This is a genomic window from Streptomyces sp. NPDC048584, from assembly GCF_043199595.1.
GTDB lineage: Bacteria > Actinomycetota > Actinomycetes > Streptomycetales > Streptomycetaceae > Streptomyces > Streptomyces edwardsiae.
Window position 1 is genome coordinate 112,152 of sequence record NZ_JBICWF010000002.1, and the last position, 15,609, is coordinate 127,760.

At 71.6% G+C, this 15,609-nt stretch carries 16 protein-coding genes and 1 pseudogene; 6 read left to right on the plus strand and 11 right to left on the minus strand.

Going from position 1 to position 15,609, the window contains the following annotated elements:
* The first annotated feature begins 163 nt into the window (after window positions 1-163).
* The 3 genes from groES (at window position 164) to ACGFR9_RS04800 (ending at window position 3,432) form a co-directional block, all read left to right on the plus strand.
* Window positions 164-472: a co-chaperone GroES gene (groES, locus tag ACGFR9_RS04790; protein WP_003998759.1), complete on the plus strand. Its 309-nt coding sequence runs from the start codon at window positions 164-166 to the stop codon at window positions 470-472.
* 125 nt (window positions 473-597) lie between these two features.
* Window positions 598-2,223 (plus strand): chaperonin GroEL, encoded by a 1,626-nt coding sequence (gene groL / locus ACGFR9_RS04795; RefSeq protein ID WP_030221131.1) that lies wholly within the window; start codon window positions 598-600, stop codon window positions 2,221-2,223.
* 162 nt (window positions 2,224-2,385) lie between these two features.
* Window positions 2,386-3,432: a hypothetical protein gene (locus ACGFR9_RS04800; protein WP_393202950.1), complete on the plus strand. Its 1,047-nt coding sequence runs from the start codon at window positions 2,386-2,388 to the stop codon at window positions 3,430-3,432.
* Here ACGFR9_RS04800 and ACGFR9_RS04805 read toward each other — a convergent pair.
* The 3 genes and pseudogenes from ACGFR9_RS04805 to ACGFR9_RS04815 all read right to left on the minus strand — a co-directional run.
* Window positions 3,429-3,617, minus strand: coding sequence for a hypothetical protein (locus tag ACGFR9_RS04805; protein ID WP_393202952.1), 189 nt, complete (start codon window positions 3,615-3,617; stop codon window positions 3,429-3,431). The two genes, ACGFR9_RS04800 and ACGFR9_RS04805, sit on opposite strands and share 4 nt — an antisense overlap.
* Complete coding sequence (locus ACGFR9_RS04810) at window positions 3,618-3,878, minus strand: hypothetical protein (RefSeq protein WP_393202954.1); 261 nt, start codon at window positions 3,876-3,878, stop codon at window positions 3,618-3,620.
* A gap of 237 nt (window positions 3,879-4,115) precedes the next feature.
* A pseudogene (locus tag ACGFR9_RS04815) lies at window positions 4,116-4,403 on the minus strand (DUF7008 domain-containing protein); the annotation flags it as partial.
* Between the two features lie 411 nt (window positions 4,404-4,814).
* On the opposite strand from ACGFR9_RS04815, the gene ACGFR9_RS04820 reads away from it, so the two are divergent.
* Window positions 4,815-6,962 carry an MMPL family transporter gene (locus tag ACGFR9_RS04820; protein ID WP_393202957.1) on the plus strand — a complete coding sequence of 716 codons (2,148 nt, stop codon included), beginning with the start codon at window positions 4,815-4,817 and terminating at the stop codon, window positions 6,960-6,962.
* Between the two features lie 201 nt (window positions 6,963-7,163).
* Here ACGFR9_RS04820 and ACGFR9_RS04825 read toward each other — a convergent pair whose 3' ends face one another.
* From ACGFR9_RS04825 to ACGFR9_RS04855, 7 genes are all read right to left on the minus strand, one after another.
* On the minus strand, window positions 7,164-8,615 hold the full coding sequence (locus ACGFR9_RS04825; RefSeq protein ID WP_393202960.1) for an ATP-binding protein: 1,452 nt from the start codon (window positions 8,613-8,615) through the stop codon (window positions 7,164-7,166).
* On the minus strand, window positions 8,612-9,304 hold the full coding sequence (locus ACGFR9_RS04830; RefSeq protein WP_393202963.1) for a response regulator transcription factor: 693 nt from the start codon (window positions 9,302-9,304) through the stop codon (window positions 8,612-8,614). The genes ACGFR9_RS04825 and ACGFR9_RS04830 overlap by 4 nt, the downstream gene beginning before the upstream one ends.
* 197 nt (window positions 9,305-9,501) lie before the next feature.
* Window positions 9,502-9,882, minus strand: coding sequence for a hypothetical protein (locus tag ACGFR9_RS04835; RefSeq protein WP_393202966.1), 381 nt, complete (start codon window positions 9,880-9,882; stop codon window positions 9,502-9,504).
* A 178-nt stretch (window positions 9,883-10,060) separates the two neighbouring features.
* A complete protein-coding gene (locus ACGFR9_RS04840) occupies window positions 10,061-10,435 on the minus strand; it encodes a VOC family protein (protein WP_393203980.1) in 375 nt (124 codons plus the stop codon).
* A 151-nt stretch (window positions 10,436-10,586) separates the two neighbouring features.
* Window positions 10,587-11,294, minus strand: coding sequence for an ester cyclase (locus tag ACGFR9_RS04845; RefSeq protein WP_393202967.1), 708 nt, complete (start codon window positions 11,292-11,294; stop codon window positions 10,587-10,589).
* Window positions 11,295-11,371: 77 nt separating this feature from the next.
* Window positions 11,372-12,145 carry an SDR family oxidoreductase gene (locus ACGFR9_RS04850; protein WP_030221175.1) on the minus strand — a complete coding sequence of 258 codons (774 nt, stop codon included), beginning with the start codon at window positions 12,143-12,145 and terminating at the stop codon, window positions 11,372-11,374.
* Between the two features lie 62 nt (window positions 12,146-12,207).
* A complete protein-coding gene (locus ACGFR9_RS04855; protein WP_393202969.1) occupies window positions 12,208-12,882 on the minus strand; it encodes an MOSC domain-containing protein in 675 nt (224 codons plus the stop codon).
* Between the two features lie 79 nt (window positions 12,883-12,961).
* On the opposite strand from ACGFR9_RS04855, the gene ACGFR9_RS04860 reads away from it, so the two are divergent.
* Entirely contained in the window at window positions 12,962-13,858 is an 897-nt protein-coding gene (locus ACGFR9_RS04860; RefSeq protein WP_393202971.1) for a LysR family transcriptional regulator, read from the plus strand.
* 72 nt (window positions 13,859-13,930) lie between these two features.
* Here ACGFR9_RS04860 and ACGFR9_RS04865 read toward each other — a convergent pair whose 3' ends face one another.
* Window positions 13,931-14,260, minus strand: a complete 330-nt coding sequence (locus ACGFR9_RS04865) for a WhiB family transcriptional regulator (protein ID WP_030221185.1) — start codon at window positions 14,258-14,260, stop codon at window positions 13,931-13,933.
* 379 nt (window positions 14,261-14,639) lie between these two features.
* Here ACGFR9_RS04865 and ACGFR9_RS04870 point away from each other — a divergent pair, with 379 nt between their 5' ends.
* Window positions 14,640-15,251, plus strand: coding sequence for a response regulator transcription factor (locus ACGFR9_RS04870; protein ID WP_003948568.1), 612 nt, complete (start codon window positions 14,640-14,642; stop codon window positions 15,249-15,251).
* Window positions 15,252-15,609: the final 358 nt, after the last annotated feature.

Sequence of the window (15,609 nt, forward strand, 5' to 3'; positions counted from 1 at the left end):
CGCTTGACCGAGTGCTAATCACAGTCATAGTCTCAGTTCTGGCACTCCCCACTGGAGAGTGCCAATGCGCGACGGGCAGGTCCGGCACCCGCGACGACGGATCCACCTGGTCGCCACCTCAGACAGTTAACCCCGTGAGATCTCCGAAGGGGGAGGTCGGATCGTGACGACCACCAGCTCCAAGGTTGCCATCAAGCCGCTCGAGGACCGCATCGTGGTCCAGCCGCTCGACGCCGAGCAGACCACCGCCTCTGGCCTGGTCATTCCGGACACCGCCAAGGAGAAGCCCCAGGAGGGCGTCGTCCTGGCCGTGGGCCCGGGCCGCTTCGAGAACGGCGAGCGCCTGCCGCTCGACGTCAAGACCGGTGACATCGTGCTGTACAGCAAGTACGGCGGCACCGAGGTGAAGTACAACGGCGAGGAGTACCTCGTCCTCTCGGCTCGCGACGTCCTCGCGATCATCGAGAAGTAGTTCACCCGCTTCACCGAAGCACCTTGCTTTTGAGCTGCGCCCCGGGCCCCCGCGACCTTATGAAGCCGGGCGTCAGGGGCGCAGTTCGTTTCACCCACGTTTTCCGAGAGGGCTGAACCGCTCCCATGGCGAAGATCCTGAAGTTCGACGAGGACGCCCGTCGCGCCCTCGAGCGCGGCGTCAACAAGCTTGCCGACACGGTCAAGGTGACGATCGGCCCCAAGGGCCGCAACGTCGTCATCGACAAGAAGTTCGGCGCCCCCACCATCACCAACGACGGTGTCACGATCGCCCGTGAGGTCGAGATCGAGGACCCGTACGAGAACCTCGGCGCGCAGCTGGTGAAGGAGGTGGCGACCAAGACCAACGACATCGCGGGTGACGGCACCACCACCGCCACCGTGCTGGCCCAGGCGCTGGTCCGCGAGGGCCTGAAGAACGTCGCCGCGGGTGCCTCCCCGGCGCTGCTGAAGAAGGGCATCGACGCCGCCGTCGCCGCGGTCTCCGAGGACCTGCTCGCCTCGGCCCGCCCGATCGACGAGAAGTCCGACATCGCCGCCGTCGCCGCGCTGTCCGCCCAGGACCAGCAGGTCGGCGAGCTCATCGCCGAGGCGATGGACAAGGTCGGCAAGGACGGTGTCATCACCGTCGAGGAGTCCAACACCTTCGGCCTGGAGCTGGACTTCACCGAGGGCATGGCCTTCGACAAGGGCTACCTGTCCCCGTACTTCGTGACGGACCAGGAGCGTATGGAGGCCGTCCTCGACGACCCGTACATCCTGATCACCCAGGGCAAGATCGGCTCCATCGCGGAGCTGCTGCCGCTGCTGGAGAAGGTCATCCAGGCCAACGCCTCCAAGCCGCTGCTGATCATCGCCGAGGACGTCGAGGGCGAGGCCCTGTCGACCCTGGTGGTCAACAAGATCCGCGGCACGTTCAACGCGGTCGCCGTCAAGGCGCCCGGCTTCGGTGACCGCCGCAAGGCGATGCTGCAGGACATGGCCGTCCTCACCGGCGCCACGGTCGTCTCCGAGGAGGTCGGCCTCAAGCTCGACCAGGTCGGACTGGACGTGCTCGGCTCCGCCCGCCGCGTCACCGTCACCAAGGACGACACCACGGTCGTCGACGGTGCCGGCGAGAAGGCGGACGTGCAGGGCCGCGTCGGCCAGATCAAGGCCGAGATCGAGTCCACGGACTCCGACTGGGACCGCGAGAAGCTCCAGGAGCGCCTCGCGAAGCTGGCCGGCGGCGTGTGCGTGATCAAGGTCGGCGCCGCCACCGAGGTGGAGCTGAAGGAGAAGAAGCACCGTCTGGAGGACGCCATCTCCGCGACCCGCGCCGCGGTCGAGGAGGGCATCGTCTCCGGTGGTGGCTCCGCGCTCGTCCACGCCGTCAAGGTCCTCGAGGGCAACCTCGACAAGACCGGCGACGAGGCCACCGGTGTCGCGGTCGTCCGCAAGGCCGCCGTCGAGCCGCTGCGCTGGATCGCCGAGAACGCCGGCCTCGAGGGCTACGTCATCGTCTCCAAGGTCGCCGAGCTCGAGAAGGGCAACGGCTACAACGCCGCCACCGGCGAGTACGGCGACCTGGTCAAGGCCGGCGTCATCGACCCGGTCAAGGTGACCCGCTCCGCCCTGGAGAACGCCGCCTCCATCGCCTCCCTGCTGCTCACGACCGAGACCCTGGTCGTCGAGAAGAAGGAAGAGGAGGAGCCGGCCGCCGCTGCCGGTGGCCACGGCCACTCCCACTGACGACAGATCACGTCGCCAGCGCCTGAGTGAAGGCCCGGCGGCCCCGGAAACGGGGCCGCCGGGCCTTCACCGTACCCGCGATGTCCCCGGATCTTGGAACCGCCGGACGGCCCGCCGGCGACTTACCGGTGGGGAACGGGCCGGATGCAGGAGGGGGACACGATGAGCGAGGTGCTCTACGCCGAACGGTCCAGGAACCCGCTGGCACGGACCGCGGAACTCACCGAGGACCGGCTGCGCAGGGGCGTGCGGACGACACCGCTGGACGAACTGAACCTCGGCGCCATGGCCGAGGCGTATCTACGGGGCCGCTGGCTCGGCGGCGGCGGCACCGAACGCCCGCTGGACCAGCTGCCGCAGGGCCCCGGCGCCGTCCCGGTCACACGCGTGACCGGTACGACCAAGCCCCTCCCGGTGCGCCGGGCCGCCGAGTTCGCCCGCGCGCTGGGCGAACTCGCGGTACGCAGATGCGGTGGCCCGGAAGAGGTGGCCGCCCTCGCCGCACGGGCGCGGGCCGAGGGCGTACCGCTGTGGATGGCGCGCCGCTTCGCGCCGGGTCCCGCCGGACCTGTCACCGTCGTCGTGGACCGCCGGCTGGTCCAGGTCGACGTCTGGGGCCCGCACGCCCCCGCCGTCCGGCTCCGGGCACCGTACGGCTACCTTCCGCACCCCCACGACCCGAGCGGCGGCCTCGTACTGACGGTCGGTCCGGTCCACGCGCGGCTCGAACTCCGCCGTCGGTTCCGCAAGTCCAAGAGCAGCGTCGAGATCGGCACCCCCGAACGGCACTGGACGCTGCGGCGCGCGAACGCGGAGAGCTCCTGGCTGCTCCGCGACGACCACCGGGTCGCCCTGCTGACCCGGCCGCCCCGCCGCGCCGAACCGGCCCCCGGCACCGTGCTGCTGCCCCTGGCCGCCGTGCACCACGAGAGCGCCGACCCGCTGGACGCCGTGATGGCCCACGCGGTCGCCGTCTCCTTCGGCCTCGGCGACACCACGGGCACGGCCCGCTTCCGCCCACGCCGGCCCACGACCGACGACACCCCCACCTGGGACACCTCCTGGTTCAGCAACCTCGGCCGGGGCCGGGACGACAACGAACCCGGCGGCGGCGACGGCTGGGGCAGCGACGGCGGAGACGGCGGCGACGGGGGCGGTGGCGGAGACAGCGGTGGCGGCGACGGGGGTGGCGGCGGAGGCGGCGACTAGCGCATCGCCACCAGCAGGATGACCGTCGGTGGGCGGAGGGTCGGAGCACCGGCGGCCGGGATGCGGGGACTCGGGGCGAGCTGCGGTGACGCGTCGGCGTCGGGTGCGTGTACGGGCATCCGGGCGAGGATCTTGACGGCCTCGGCGGCGCTCAACGGCACATTGGAGACGAGCTGTTGGGTCACTCAGTGGCCGCCGGGCCCCTGGAGCCGCCGCTCGTGCACGAAGCCTTCCTCCTTGAGCTGCCGCTTGGCCCGCGTGAAGGCACACGCCCCGATGCGGGCGCGCCCGGCGGTGCGCGACAACGACTCGCGCGCCCCGTCGGGGAGGGAGAGCTGCCAGGTCAGCAGCCGCACGGCGTCGGAGGACAGCCGGGGGGGCCGGATCAGGTCGTGGGAGAACTGGGAGAAGGCGCGCGGGGGCGCGATATGGTGCCGGTAAATCAACGGTGGAGTCCTTTTCCACTGGTGGTTCAGGCCCTCGCGGACGGCTGCAACCGCCGCGGGGGTCGCCTTCGTTCCGTGCCCGGCGTGGCACGCGGAAGACGTGATGTCGAGGCGACGCTACCGCACGTTGAGTATGCGGATGAACGCATTGAGTGAAGAGGGTCTTCACGTCAGGGCGATCGCGTTGTCGACGGGCCCGTCGCCCGCCCACGTCGCCGGGTTCTCCGGATCACGTCGTCACGACCTGCTCGGTCGCCGTCTCACCTGACCGGCGAGGAGCGGTACGAAACGGGGGTCGTCCTTGGTCCAGCCTCCGGACTCGACGCGGCTGCGGATCAGGCCGACGAGGGTGTCGGCCTGGTCGCGGTGGTTCCAGCCGGCCCAGCCGAGCAGCAGGGAACCGTCGGCCTCGGGGTAGGAGATGAACCGCTCCTCGGGCACGTCGAGCTTGCCGCGGTTCGACCAGAAGGAGTGCTTGGGGAAGTACGCGCCGGTGTACTTCGGCGGCACCTTGATGTCGAGCCGCCGCCCGGTCCGGTCCTCCTCCCGCTGCTGCTCCCAGACGTGCTCCCACTGAGCACGGTGGGGCGGTAGAGCGGCGGCAAGGCCGGCGGACCTGCCGCGTGAGGGGCGTGGGCGCCTGCTCGACCTCGTCGACCGCGCGCAGGCCCGCGACGCCGCGGCCCCGGACCGGACGGGTCAACACCGTCACCGCCCGCACGGACCGGGTGGACATCGACGCATTGCTCATCCGGCCCGACGGCTGTGCCCGGGCCTTGCTCACCAGGCAGGACCTCGACGCCACCACGCTGGTGCTGCGCCGGGCACATGGTTCGGCCAACCGGCCTGAGCACCGCATTAACAGTCGTCTCAGGTTCGCTCAGTAGGAAGCAGGCATCCAGACAAGCGATACAACCCGTATGTAGGAGGCTAGTGATGGCAGTCGACGCAGCGCCGTCCGGGCAGGCGCCGGCCGGTCGGTTGGCAGGCCGGTGGGTGCCATGGTTGGTGATTGGCCTGTGGCTGGTGCTGGCGGCGGGCATGGTGCCGCTGAGCGGTAAGTTGAGCTCGGTCACCACCGACAGCGCCGTGGACACACTTCCGGCCGGTGCCGAGTCCACCAAGGTGGCGGCGCTGGACGACAGTCTCCCCGGCGGTGAGGACAGCACGTTCGTCTTCGTGTACCACCGGGCCGGCGGCATGACCGCCGCCGACCGCGCGACGGTCGAGCGCCACTACGACACCCTTGCCGAGCGGTACCCGCCGAAGACGACGGCGGACGACGAGGACGACGAGGGCTCACCGACGAGCCTCTCCACCGACCGCGAGGCGATGACGTTCACCCTCGATGTGAGCACGGCCTACGGCCCACCGGAGGAGATCGTCGGCCCGTTGCGTGACGCCGCGAAGGACCGCCCCTCCGGTCTGGAACTCGACGTGACCGGCCCGGGCGCGATCGACGGCGACATGGATGCCGTCTTCGACGGCATCGACGAGCAGGTCCTCCTCACCACCATCGCCGTCGTCACGCTCCTGCTGATCCTCACCTACCGCAGCCCGGTGTTGTGGATCATCCCGCTGGTGGCCGTCGGCGCGGCCGCACTGACCTCGATGGGGACCGTCTACCTGCTCGTCAAGGGCTTCGGCATCGTGGTCAACGACCAGAACTCGGCGCTGCTGACGATCCTGGTGTTCGGCGTCGGCACGGACTACGCGCTGTTGCTCATCGCCCGATATCGGGAGGCACTGCACCACCATGAGAACGTCCGGGTCGCGATGGTCCACGCGCTGCGCGGCGCGGCGCCGGCCATCGTCGCGTCCGCGGCCACCGTGGTCGCCGGCCTGCTCTGCCTGCTCGTCGCGGACCTGAACAGCACCAGCGGGTTGGGCCCGATCGGCGCGGCCGGCATCCTGTGCGCGCTGGTGGCCATGCTGACGCTGTTCCCGGCGGTGCTCGTGGTGCTCGGCAGGCGGATCTTCTGGCCGGCCATCCCGCGGTTCAGCACGGCCGTGGAGGAGAAGCCGGGGCTGTGGGGACGGCTCGGCACCGCCATCAGCCGCCGCCGGTGGGTGGCGACACTCGGCTCGCTCGGAGTCCTCGGCGTGCTCGCCCTCGGGCTGGCGGGCAACACCGGCGCCCTGCGGGAGCAGGACCAGTTCCTGTCCGCGCCGGAGTCGGTCACCGGCTTCACCGTTCTCCGCCAGCACTTCCCGGAGCTCGGCGGCCAGCCGATGACGGTCTTCACGCGGCCGGCGCACCAGGAGCGGGTGCTCGACATCGTCAAGGACACGCGAGGCGTGGCCCTGGCCGTCCCGGAGCAGACCAGCGGTGGTTGGGCCGGCATCTCCGTGTTCCCGAAGGACGCACCGGACACCGCCGCGGAGTACGACACGATTCTGCGGGTGCGCACCGCCGTGCACGCGGTGAGCGGGGCGGAGGCGATCGTCGGCGGGCCGAGTGCGGAGAACCTCGACACCGAGGTGACCACCAGGCGCGACGAGAAGCTGGTGATCCCGCTGGTGCTCGTCGTCGTCCTGATCGTCCTCGGACTGCTGCTGCGCGCGGTCCTGGCCCCGCTGGTCCTGATGTCCACCGTGATCGTCTCGTTCGCCGCGGCCTTCGGCGGCAGCGTGTTCGTCTTCGACACGATCCTCGGGTTCAAGGGCATCGACTATTCGGTGCCGCTACTGGCATTCCTGTTCCTGGTGGCGCTCGGCGTCGACTACAACATCTTCCTGACCAGCCGGGCCCGGGAGGAGACCGTGCGTCTCGGCACCGGAGAGGGCATGCTCAAAGCCCTCTCGGCCACCGGTGGCGTCATCACCTCGGCAGGCCTGGTCCTGGCGGCCACGTTCGGGGTCCTCGTCACACTTCCGCTGGTGATGCTGGTCGAGGTCGGGTTCCTGGTGGCCTTCGGCGTGCTGCTCGACGCCCTGCTGGTGCGGTCGGTCCTGGTGCCCGCCCTCACCTTGCTGATCGGCCGCCGGATGTGGTGGCCGAGCCGGCTGTCCCGTCCGGCGGCTGAGCTGCCGGACGGTCGACAGCCGCTCGCCGACGACGAGGAGCCCGCGCTGCAACGGTGAGCGCGGCGGCACGGACGAGTTCCGGGACGGGCCCCAGGCCCGTCCCGGATTTTCATGGGCCCGCGGTCGCCGCCCTTCGGTCCTGCGCCACGCGCCGGGGCTGGGGTCGGCGCATCGCGGTGTCCTGCCCCGGGGGTGAGCCGCGCGGGGCCGTGCCCGAGGGCCGCCGTCCCTTGTCCCGCGCCGCGCCGCCGGGGCGGGTCAGCACGCCTCGGTGTCCTCCCCGGCGGTGAGCCGCGCGACCGGGGCGGGCGGGGCCGCGGCCGGAAGGTCCACCCGAAGCAGCGCGCCACCGCGTGCGGAGCGGGCGACGGTGGCCCGGCCGCCATGGGCGTCGACGACCCGCTGCACGATCGACAGCCCCAGACCGGATCCCGGCAACGCCCGTGCGCCGTCGGCACGGTAGAACCGGTCGAACACCCGCGGTACGTCGGCGGCGTCGATGCCCGGCCCGGCATCGTCGACCTCGAGCACCGCGGACGCGCCCTCGGCACGGAGCCGGACCTGGACCGGCTGGTCCGCGGGGGACCACTTGCCCGCGTTGTCGATGAGGTTGAGCACCGCTCGCTCGAGCGCAGCGGGACGCCCGCTCACCCACACAGAGGTCACGTCGAGCGCCACCTCGATGTCGGGCACGCGGGAACCCGCCCGGGTCGCGGCGGCCACCACCACGTCGGCGAGGTCGAGCGCCTCGGTGCTCTCGTCGCTGACGTCGCCACGCGCCAGGTCGGTCAGCTCGGCGACAAGGGTGCTCAACTCGGCCACCTGGGCGCCGAGATCGTTGAGCAGCCGGGTCCGGCTCTCCGCCGGCAGTGCGCTGTCCAGGGTGCCGCGCCGATCGAGCCGGATCAGCAGCTCGACGTTGAGGCGCAGGCTGGTGAGCGGGGTCTTGAGCTCGTGGGCGGCGTCCTCGGCGAGCAGCCGCTGGGCCCGCCGGGAGTTCCGGAGCGCGGCGAGCATGTCGTTGATCGACTGGATCAGCCGCCTGATCTCCCCACCGCCCTCATCCGGGATGTCGGCGTCGAGATCCCGGGTGTGCGCGACACGTACGGCGGCGGCGGTCAGCCGGTCGATCGGTGTCAACCCGGTCCGCGCCACGGTCCGCCCGACAAGGGCGCCGCCGACCACGCAGAGCAGCCCGATCAGCAGCATGCCGAACCCGAACCGGTTGACCGGGCCGTCGTCGACGACGCGGGCCACCTGGACCGCGCCGTCGCCCGCCCGCAGCGTGTAGATGACGTAGCCTTCTTCGTCGCTGTCGTTCGACTCCATCAGGTCGGCCGACACGCCCTGCGCCACGCGCCCGGCCTGCTCGCTGACCGGGGGCAGCGCGGGTTGGCCGGCCGGCGTCCGGATCGAGCCGTCGGCCAGGACGACCCGCACCAGCCTCCCGGATCCGGGATACGGCGGTAGCCGGACCTGCGCCAGACCGGCGCGCTCCGCGTTCGTCGCCAGGACGCGGGAGTCGGCGCGCAGCTGATCCTCGACGGTGTCCCGCAGCTCCCAGTCCAGTAGCTCGCTGGCCACCTGGAAGGCCACGAACACGCTGACCGCGATGGCCGTCGCCGCGATCACCGTCAGCCTGGTCCGCAGGGACCGCCGGCGCCACCATCGGGTCAGCCGGCGCGGTTCCCGGCCGGCGGGCCTGCTCACGGAGGAGTCTCCCGCAACGTGTATCCCAGGCCGCGCAGCGTGTAGATCAATCGCGGCTCACCCTCGGCCTCCATCTTGCGGCGCAGGTAACTCACGTACACCTGGAGGTTGTTGGCGGTGGAGCTCATGCCGAAGCCCCAGATCGCCTCGAACAGCGTGTCGCGGGTCAGGACCCGGGTCGCGTTGCGCATGAGGACCTGCAGGAGGGAGAACTCGGTCCGGGTCAGACGCAGCGGCCGCCCGCCCCGCCACGCCTCGAACCTGTCGGGATCGAGCCGGACGTCGGCGAACGACAGGATCTGCGACTCCTCGTCGGTCGGCGTGCGACGGCGCAGCAGGGCCCGCACCCGGGCCAGCAACTCCTCGGTGGCGAACGGCTTCGGCAGGTAGTCGTCGGCACCCGCGTCCAGCCCCGCGACCCGGTCGGAGACCTGGTCACGGGCGGTCAGCATCAGCACCGGCAGATCCCGACCCGCGGCACGCAACCGCCGGCAGGTCTCCAACCCGCCGAGGCGGGGCATCATCACGTCGAGGAGCAGCAGATCCAGCGTGTCACCGTCGGCCCCGCCGACCCCGTCGAGCACGGCGAGACCGTTGGCGACGGTTCTGGTGTCGTAACCCTCGACCTGGAGCACCCGCTCCAGCGACTCACGGATGGACACGTCATCATCCGCGATCATGATCCGCACGCCGGCCCGCCCCCTCCAGTCGATGTTTTTGCCGCTCAGTTTCCCCGATCAACCTGAGACCAGGATTAGAGCGTCGCCGGAGACCGCGCTCTTACGGGTACCTGAGAGAGGGTCACCGTCGGCTCATGAGCGGGGGACCAGATGACCAGCATCGCACCCGGCAGCCAGACGGCAGATCCTCAGATCCTGCGCGCCGGTCACGCGCGCTCGACGTCCCCGGGTGGCTCCCGCGGCCCACCCATCTGCGGCGGCCTGCCCGGCCGGGTAGATACGGACCCGGCCGCTCTCCTGCACCAGCCCGTCGTCCCCACCGCCAGCCGGTCCTCCCAGCCGGGACCGGCGTCCAGCGCGCGCGGCTGGAGCTTCCAGTCGTCACCGAACCTCAGGTGGGCGGTGGAGTGACCGATGCCGATCCGCTGCATCAGCTGTTCGAGGCGCTGGCCGATCACCGGCGTGATGCGCCAGCTCTCCCGCTCCGGGGGGCGGCCGAGCAGGTCGTCCCAGACCTTCGCCAGGCCGCTCGCCCCGTCGTCGCGGCCGTAGACGGAGGTGCGCTGGAACTCGTCGAGGCCGCTCACCAGACCCGGGTCGTGCAGGAAGACGGCGGGCTGACGGGTGACCGTCGCGTGCGCGTGCCAGGACCGGGGCAGAGGTCTGCCGGCTCCGGAGCCCCGGTCGGGCCTGCAGGCCCGGGCGGTCGTACGGTCACCGGCCCCCCCGACGATCGTTCCGTCGGGGCCGGGAGGGCCGAGGCGCTCAGTGGAGGCAGAGGCAGAACGGGTGGCCGGCCGGGTCCGCGTAGACCCGCCAGTTCGCGTCCGGGCGGACCTGGTCCGTGCGCTCCAGCACGGTCGCGCCGAGGGCGAGCGCCCGCTGCTCCTCCGCGTCGAGGTCGTCCACGTCGAAGTCCAGGTGGAGCTGTTGCGGACGGTCCTGGCCGGGCCACTGGGGCGGGCGGTAGCCGTCGACCCGCTGGCAGGCCAGCGGAACGCCTTCGAACCCGTGCACCTCGACCCACTCGGGAGCGTCCGGGTCCGCGACCACCCGGCCGCCGAGCAGCTCCGCGTAGAACCGCGCGAGCCGGGCCGGATCGGCGCAGTCCAGCGCGACCATCTGCAGTTTGCGAATCACTTCGGGCACCCCTCGCTCTTTGGCCGCTTCCGGCACACGGCGTACGGGAGGGACGTACCCGCCGGCGTCGCCGGCATGCGGGCGCTGGTGCGTGCGCACCAGCGCCGGCGGACGGGTGGTCCGGGCGCACGCTCCCCGCACGTGGGGCGGGTCAGAGTTCCGTCGGCTCCAGTGCGCCCAGCCGGGCCAGCAGACCCAGACGGTCGTACTGCCACCAGCCCTCGACGATCCTGCCGTTGGCGCCGAAGCGGAAGACGGTCGTGCCCGTCATCGTGACCTTCTCGCCCGTGGCCGGGATGCCGAGGAAGTCGGCCTTGTGGGTGCCCTCCCAGCTCCAGCGGGTGCACACCCGGTCGCCCTGGGCGATCTGGTCCTCGATACGGAACGCGAAGTCGAAACCGTTCCGCCAGACGTCCATCTCGCGCCGGAAGTGGTCGAGTCCGATCAGGTCCTGCTCGTTGGCCGGATCGTGGTCGTGGTAGTGCTCCTCGACCAGGCCCGCCATCGCGGAGAGGTCGTCGTCGTGGGCGACCGCCTCGAAGAAGCGCCGCGCGGAGTCCGTGTTCAGCTGCGCGTCGCGCACCACGTCGAGATCCGTGAAGGTGGGCGTCCCGTCGCACAGGGCCGTCATCTCCCGGAAGATCCGGTCGGTCTCCGGCAGCTTCGAGTTCCGTACCGCCTCCTCGTACGACGGGAACTCCACGATCTCGACGACGTGCGACGCGTTGGAGCGGTCCTTGGCGACCACCGCGTGCGTCGCCGTCCGCTTCCCCCTGGTCTGCTCGACCCACTGGTCCAGCAGCCGGTCCATCTCCTCGAACCGGCTGGTCCGGCAGTCGATGAGCTGTACGAAGGTCATGACGCTCGCCTCCGGTCCCCCCTGGGTCCGGGTTGGTCCTGTCACCCCCCATTTTCTCGCGGGGGCGGGTCCCCGGCTTACCGGGGGCCGTACTTCCGTCCCGTCCGCGACGAGATCCCGCCCAGCATCCCGCGCGGGACCAGCTTCGCCGCCCCCATCAGCGCCTTGTAGCGCGGGTCCGGGATCGACAGGGACCTGCCCCGGGCCAGATCCGCCAGCGCCGCCGCGGCGACCTTGTCGGCGTCCAGCCACATCCACTTCGGGATGTTGTCCGTGCCCATCCCCGCCCGCTCGTGGAACTCGGTGCGCACGAAGCCGGGGCACAGCGCCATCAGCCGTACGCCCTGGCCCGCCAGGTCCTGCGCCGCGCCCTGGGTGAACTGCACGACCCACGCCTTGGACGCGCCGTACGTCCCGCGCGGGACGAACGCGGCCGTCGAGGCGACGTTCACGACACCGCCGCGCCCGCGCTCCCGCATCGCCTCCACCGCCGCCGAGGTCAGCCGCAGCACCGCCTCGCAGTGCACCTTGAGCATCCTCAGCTCGTCGGCCATGGGCGCCTCGAGGTAACGGGCCCTGTTGCCGAAGCCGGCGTTGTTGACCAGCAGGTCGACGGGGTTCTGGCGGTCGCCGAGACGGCCGGCCACCGCCTCGATGCCCTTGTCCTCCGCCAGGTCGGCGGTCAGCACCTCCGCCTCGATGCCATGGCGGTCGTGCAGCTCGGTCGCCTGTTCGCGCAGCCGGACGGTGTCTCGGGCGACCAGCACCAGATCATGTCCGTCGGCCGCCAGCCGCCGCGCGAACGCGGCACCGATCCCCGCCGTCGATCCCGTAATCAGAGCCGTTGTCATGGCGTCAGCGTAGTGACAGCGGAGCAGGGACGTCCGTTTCGTGTCACTTCATGGACACGCCGTCAGACCGTCTGCTCCGTCCCGTACTTCTCCACGTACGTCCATGCCTTCGCCAGCGCCTCCGGATGCAGCGCCCCGGACGCGGCCAGCAGTTGGGGAAGCAGCGCGCGCTCGGTGGTCACCGCGCGGAACTGCAGCGCGACCGTCACCTCGTGATCCGGCCGGTGCACGATCCGTACGGTGTCCCCCGCGCGTATCTCACCGGGCCGGACCACCCGGAAGTACGCGCCCGGCGCGCCCCGCTCGGTGAACCGCTTCACCCAGCCCTTCTCACCCAGATGGCCCTGGAAGGTACGGCAGGGAATCCGCCCGGAGGTGACCTCGAGGACCACCTCGGGGCCGACCGCCCAGTGCTCGCCGATCAGCGCGCCGGACACGTCGATGCCCTCGGTGGTGAGGTTCTCGCCGAACATGCCGTTCGTCAGCGGGCGCCCCAGCGTGCGCTCCCACGCGTCGAGGTCCTCGCGGGCCATGGCGTACACCGCCTGGTCGTCCCCGCCGTGATGCCGGGTCTCGCACACGGCGTCCCCGGCCAGACCGCTCGCCCCGTTCGGCCCCGGCGCCGCCACTCGCACCGGCCCCTCCGCCGGCCGCTTGTCGATACCGGTCACGCCGTCGGGCTGATCGGTGTACGGCACGGCTTCGGGGCGGCCCAGGTTCACAGACAGAAGCTTCATGCCCGCACGGTAAGCGATGGGAGTCAAAGCGTCGACGCATTATCCGGCGCCGGCTCAAAGGTCCGCTTATCCTTGAAGGGTGATCGAAGCCCGTCATCTCCGTGTACTGCGCGCCGTCGCCACCACCGGCTCCTTCTCCGCGGCGGCCCGTGAACTGGGCTGTACCCAGCCGGCGGTCAGTCAGCAGATGAAGGTCCTGGAGGGGTCCGTCGGCACGCCCCTGCTCATCCGCAGCGGCCGCGAGATGCGGCTGACCCAGGCCGGTGAGGCGCTGGTGCGGCACGCGGCCGGGATCATCGCCGGACTGACCGCCGCCGAGGAGGAGGTCGCCGCCATCGCCGGGCTCCGCGCGGGCCGCGTGCGGCTCGTCTCCTTCCCCAGCGGCAGCTCCACGCTCGTCCCCACCGCCCTCGCCGCCCTGCGCGACGCCCACCCGGGCACGCGGGTCTCCCTGGAGGAGGCCGAGCCGCCGCGTTCCGTGGAGATGCTGCGCGAGGGCGACTGCGACGTGGCCCTGGCGTTCCGCTACGAGGGGGCGGCGGGCGCGGAGGAGTGGGACGACCTGGTCGTACGGCCGCTGCTGTCGGACCGGCTCCTGGGTCTCGTACCCGAACGGCACCGCCTCGCCCGCGCGGAGTCCGTCGCCATCGGTGAACTCGCCGACGAGCCGTGGATCGCCGGCTGCCCGCGCTGCCGGGGCCAGCTGGTCGAGGTGTGCGAGGCGGCCGGTTTCACCCCGCGCATCGACTTCGCGACCGACGACTATCCGGCGGTCGCCGGGCTGGTCGGCGCGGGACTCGGGGTCGCGGTCCTGCCCCAGCTGGCTGTCGAATCGCTCCGCCCGCGCGGCGTGCGCACCGTGGCGCTGGAGCCGGCCGTGCGCCGGGAGATCGTCGCGCTCACCCTGCCGGATCTCGCCCAGGTGCCGGCGGTCAACGCGACGCTGGAGAAGCTGGCGGCGGCCGCCGCGCGATAGGGCGGGCGGTCGCGCTCCGTGACCGTGCGCGGGCGCACGTGCGTGCCCCGCGTGGTGTGGAGAAACGTTCCTTCAGTTGTTCGAGGCGGTGTGCCCTCCGGCGGCCGACGCCGATACCAGCCGGTTGCGCGCCCGTCCCATCAGTTCTTCGCGCTCGTCCTCGGTCAGTCCGCCCCACACGCCGTACGGCTCGCGTACCGCCAGCGCGTGGGCGGCGCACTCGGCGCGCACCGGGCACCTCATGCAGACCTCTTTGGCCGAGTTCTCGCGAGCGCTCCGCGCGGCACCCCGCTCGCCCTCGGGGTGGAAGAAGAGCGAGCTGTCCACTCCGCGGCAGGCAGCCAGCAGCTGCCAGTCCCACAGGTCCGCGTTCGGTCCGGGAAGGCGGGAGAAATCTGCCATTGCGTGACCCCTTGTAGCCGTTCTGGGCGGATCCGGTGTCCACGACCGTACAACTACGATCCAAGGAGATGAAAATATGACTCATTGCGAATCTAGCCCCGGACACCAACTAATGGGAAGAAAAGGGTCTGAATGGGGCACAGGTTGTGGTGAAAGTTCGGGGGTCCGCCGCGCATGACTCCACCGTGTCCGCCTCCTCACGTAGAGTGCCGAAGATGGCAGACGGCCCCGTAACTCTTTCGAGTGACCGTCGTTGAGAGTGCGAGGCGGTTGAAGGAACAAGCGCTCGGGCGGGCGTCCGAGACGGTCGACCGCAAGGTGACGATTTCGTACCAGCCTGGAGGCTCAAGGTGACGCGCATCAGCTCCGGAGGGCGGCCATGACTTCCGTCCTCGTCTGCGACGACTCCCCGCTTGCCCGAGAGGCGCTCCGCCGCGCGGTCGCGACCGTGCCCGGCGTCGAGCGTGTGACGACGGCGGCCAACGGCGAGGAAGTCCTCCGCCGCTGGGGTGCCGACCGCTCGGACCTGATTCTGATGGACGTACGCATGCCCGGTCTGGGCGGTGTCGAGACGGTCCGGCGGCTGCTGTCCGCCGACCCCGGAGCGCGCATCATCATGCTCACGGTCGCCGAGGACCTCGACGGCGTGGCGCTCGCGGTGGCCGCCGGCGCGCGGGGCTATCTGCACAAGGACGCCTCCCGCGCGGAGCTGCGGGCGACGGTGACGCAGGCGCTCGCCGACCCGACCTGGCGGCTCGCCCCGCGGCGGCTGCGGTCCGCCGAGATGGGGGCGGCGCCCACGCTCACCGCGCGTGAGATCCAGGTGCTGGAGGGGATGAGTCACGGCCGGTCCAACGCGGAGATCGGGCGCGAGCTGTTCCTCTCCGAGGACACGGTGAAGACGCACGCACGTCGGCTCTTCAAGAAGCTCGGGGCGTCGGACCGCGCGCACGCGGTGGCCCTGGGCTTCCGCTGGGGCCTGGTGCGCTAGCCGCACCGACCCGCAGCGTGAGCGACGCTGCGGGTCACCGCCCCCGCACAGGCCCGCGCACCGGGCGGGCGACAACGCCCCCGCCCGCACTCGCCGGGCGACGACCCCTCCGCTTGCCCGCTCCCGCCGGGCGACGACGGCGCCACCCAGCCACTCCCGCGGGCTGTGCCCGTACCCCCCCGCTCCCGCGGGCTGTGCCCGTACCCCCCCGCTCCCGCGGGCTGTGCCCGTACCCCCCGCTCCCGCGGGCTGCGCCCGCACCGTTCCTGCGGGCTGTGCCCGTACCCCCCGCTCCCGCGGGCTGCGCCCGCACCGTTCCCGCGGGCTGTGCCCGTACCCCCCGCTCCCGCGGGCTGCG

What these genes read in the sequence shown, in the direction of transcription:
- ACGFR9_RS04850 (WP_030221175.1), bottom strand. Translation starts at nt 12,145, where the DNA reads ATGACAACGGCTCTGATTACGGGATCGACGGCGGGGATCGGTGCCGCG.
- ACGFR9_RS04800 (WP_393202950.1), top strand. Translation starts at nt 2,386, where the DNA reads ATGAGCGAGGTGCTCTACGCCGAACGGTCCAGGAACCCGCTGGCACGG.
- ACGFR9_RS04820 (WP_393202957.1), top strand. Translation starts at nt 4,815, where the DNA reads ATGGCAGTCGACGCAGCGCCGTCCGGGCAGGCGCCGGCCGGTCGGTTG.
- groL (WP_030221131.1), top strand. Translation starts at nt 598, where the DNA reads ATGGCGAAGATCCTGAAGTTCGACGAGGACGCCCGTCGCGCCCTCGAG.
- ACGFR9_RS04865 (WP_030221185.1), bottom strand. Translation starts at nt 14,260, where the DNA reads ATGGCAGATTTCTCCCGCCTTCCCGGACCGAACGCGGACCTGTGGGAC.
- ACGFR9_RS04855 (WP_393202969.1), bottom strand. Translation starts at nt 12,882, where the DNA reads ATGAAGCTTCTGTCTGTGAACCTGGGCCGCCCCGAAGCCGTGCCGTAC.
- ACGFR9_RS04870 (WP_003948568.1), top strand. Translation starts at nt 14,640, where the DNA reads ATGACTTCCGTCCTCGTCTGCGACGACTCCCCGCTTGCCCGAGAGGCG.
- ACGFR9_RS04845 (WP_393202967.1), bottom strand. Translation starts at nt 11,294, where the DNA reads ATGACCTTCGTACAGCTCATCGACTGCCGGACCAGCCGGTTCGAGGAG.